Source organism: Marinobacter salexigens (genome assembly GCF_018860765.1).
GTDB classification, from domain to species: Bacteria; Pseudomonadota; Gammaproteobacteria; order Pseudomonadales; family Oleiphilaceae; genus Marinobacter; species Marinobacter salexigens_A.
Map to the genome: position 1 here is coordinate 1 of NZ_JAHKPV010000002.1, position 2,629 is coordinate 2,629.

At 48.8% G+C, this 2,629-nt stretch carries 6 protein-coding genes; all 6 read left to right on the forward strand.

Annotation, left to right across the window (positions count from 1 at the left end; translation table 11 throughout):
- Positions 1–360, forward strand: a 360-nt coding sequence (locus KO508_RS05435; RefSeq protein WP_252737941.1) for a hypothetical protein, incomplete at its 5' end; no start/stop codon positions are given.
- A gap of 104 nt (positions 361–464) precedes the next feature.
- Positions 465–707, forward strand: coding sequence for a hypothetical protein (locus KO508_RS05440; RefSeq protein WP_216007351.1), 243 nt, complete (start codon positions 465–467; stop codon positions 705–707).
- Positions 708–832: 125 nt separating this feature from the next.
- Positions 833–1,207 carry a hypothetical protein gene (locus KO508_RS05445; RefSeq protein ID WP_216007352.1) on the forward strand — a complete coding sequence of 125 codons (375 nt, stop codon included), beginning with the start codon at positions 833–835 and terminating at the stop codon, positions 1,205–1,207.
- 139 nt (positions 1,208–1,346) lie between these two features.
- Positions 1,347–1,727 (forward strand): VOC family protein, encoded by a 381-nt coding sequence (locus KO508_RS05450; protein ID WP_216007353.1) that lies wholly within the window; start codon positions 1,347–1,349, stop codon positions 1,725–1,727.
- A gap of 101 nt (positions 1,728–1,828) precedes the next feature.
- Positions 1,829–2,077 (forward strand): hypothetical protein, encoded by a 249-nt coding sequence (locus KO508_RS05455; RefSeq protein WP_216007354.1) that lies wholly within the window; start codon positions 1,829–1,831, stop codon positions 2,075–2,077.
- Positions 2,078–2,171: 94 nt separating this feature from the next.
- Positions 2,172–2,513 carry a hypothetical protein gene (locus tag KO508_RS05460; RefSeq protein WP_216007355.1) on the forward strand — a complete coding sequence of 114 codons (342 nt, stop codon included), beginning with the start codon at positions 2,172–2,174 and terminating at the stop codon, positions 2,511–2,513.
- Positions 2,514–2,629: the final 116 nt, after the last annotated feature.

The following is a 2,629-nucleotide window of genomic DNA, read 5'->3' on the forward strand; positions in this document are numbered from 1 at the left end:
CGCCGGTTACCATCAGCGTTAAAGTTCATAGAGGACATCGTGAAGAAACTTCATATTGCAATTTCCACTGATAAAATCGATCAAACCGTTGCTGATTACAGTAATCGCTTGGGCGCAGATCCGTGTTTAATCATTCCAGGCGAGTATGCTCTCTGGCGAACTGACAGCCTGAACGTTTCTATTCGGCAAGACTCTTCATCCAATTCCGGATTACTAAGACACCTCGGCTGGGAAGATGCAGAAGCTGCTGAGTTCACTCAAGACGTTGATGTGAACGGTATAGTTTGGGAGCGATTCAGTGCAAGTCACCAAGCTAAGGAAATCAATGAGCTTTGGCCAGAGGTTGGGTATCAGCCATGAACTTTAACAAGGCGCTGTTGTCGCCGCTATCGCGGCTGGGACAGCCTACGCGTTGCTCCGGCTGCCCCAAAGCTTGGCGTTATGAATACTGAGAAGGAGATGAGATGACGGGTGAAGGATGGTCAACTTCAGCGCCTCAGAAAGAGGGTGTTTATGAGATGAAGTCTCCGGATGGAACGGTTGAAGTTGTTGAGATTCGAGACTTGGCAATCGACCAAAATCCAGCTCGGCCGAAGAATTTTCACGTGATCCATATTAACGGTGAGGATAAGGAAAATCCGGATTACTATGCACTCAATTCCTTTGGCCAATACGACATGTATTCGTGGCGTAAGGTTAGTGGTTAGCTACAGAAGCCCGGCAATCCATAACAAGTCGCTTAAGTCTGTTCCCGGCCTGTCGGCCGTCCACCGGACGCCCTTGTCAGGGCGCCGCTTAGCTCAGCGTTAAGCCTACATAGGAAAATCAAGTATTGAGCAAGTATGTTGGCTGTATTATCAATGAACTCGATGAGTCAGAGCTGATTGGCAATGATTTTGAATTGTTTGTGATTTCACTAGAAATAGATGATTCTGGCGAAATTATATCAACTGAATCTATAGAGCCTATTGGTAAAATTGGTTTCGATATCGAGAGTGAAGAGTGTCTCTTCTATGTGCAGCCTGGGGAAGACGCCATAAAAATCTCAGAAGCGTACGCGGAGATAGAGACAATAGATTCGCGTTTTTCTCTTGCGTCTGCATTAGAGCAGGAAATTGATGACACTTGGGTGCGGATCGATAATCCAGTAATTGGGTTTGGAGAAAATATAGATGAAAAACGGTTCTTTATCGTGTGCCGGGCTTAACAAAGGGGTGCATGGGAAGCCATTTCGTTCCGCAATTTTTATGGTATCGCTACGCTCTTTTTACCATAAAAATCGCTCCACTACATGTCTCCCATGACCCCGGCGTTATGAGTATCCATGCTCGTGAAGGGAGTCATCAGTGTTTGACGTAAAAGCAACTCAGCATGTTCTCGCGGTCAAGGATCTTCAGACCGCCGAGAGCTATTTTCTCGACAAGCTTGGGTTTTCCGTCCGGTTCCGTGTGGACGGCTGGTCGTTCTTGAGTCTTGGCAGTTTTCATATCATGTTGGGGCATTGCGCGGACGAGCTTTTGGCGCGTGATACGCATGACCATTCGTACTTCGCGTATGTGAACTGTGTGGGCATTGACGACCTCTATCGCGACTATCAGCAACGCGGTGCCGACATTTTTCAGGCAATCTCGGATAAGCCTTGGGGCTTACGTGAGTTTGGTGTAGCAACACCAGAGGGTCATCGAATCATGTTCGGAGAAGACATTGGGCCATCTGGGAACTCATAACCAGGCGGTCAACCGGACACCAAAAGCTTTCTGCTTTTGGTTCCCTTCGCTGGCGCTCTGGTGCCGGTTACCTGAGCGTTATATTTTTCTAGGGAGTTTCCATGGGCCTGTTTAGCTTTTACAAAGGTCGGAAAGTTGGCAGTCCTGCAAAGGTGGAGGCTCTACAGAAAGGGCCGGTGAGGCAACGAATTGATGTTGTGGAGCTGGCACTAGAAAATGGAGATAAAGGCGTGGGGCTAAAGGTGGTCGCCACGAGCTTTTTATCCTATCAAGCACTGCCGGTTTCGCTGAATAAAGAGCAGGCCGTGGAGCTTGCCCAGCGGATACTTAAGGCTGTGGATGAGGACTAAATATAACCAGTGCAGGCACGGCGACGCCTACTACATTGCGGCTTCGCCTTCATTTCGTAGCCGCGCATGCTGCAGGCGTTAGAGTTTTAAAAAAATGGAAGAAATTGGAAGTTTGATAGGGAAGATTTTGCTCGTCGGAATCACTTTAATGGATGATGAAGAGCAGCTTATTGGCCAAGTGCAAGTATATGGTCCGATCATCCACGTAGATGGGAGCGGTATTGTCATAAAGAGAAATGGCAGCGGAACCGAGTTCTACTTGCCTCCCGATTTCTCGAATATCCTGCCAGCGGATGAGGGCGAGTATCGTCTCAGGTCGACTGGAGACGTTGTTGTCGACCCCGACTACCTCTCGAGCTGGACGGTTCGAGGAGCCAAGCTTGGGTCACTCGAAGAGTATTCCAACAATGGATTTCCGGGTTTTGAGCCTGAATGATTCTAACCATGCATTCCAGTTCGTTCCGGCCCTGAAGGGCCTCCACCGGACGGCCTTTTCTCCGCTTCGCTACGCAAAGGCCGCCGCTGAATATTGGCGTTATGTGGGTATAGCCA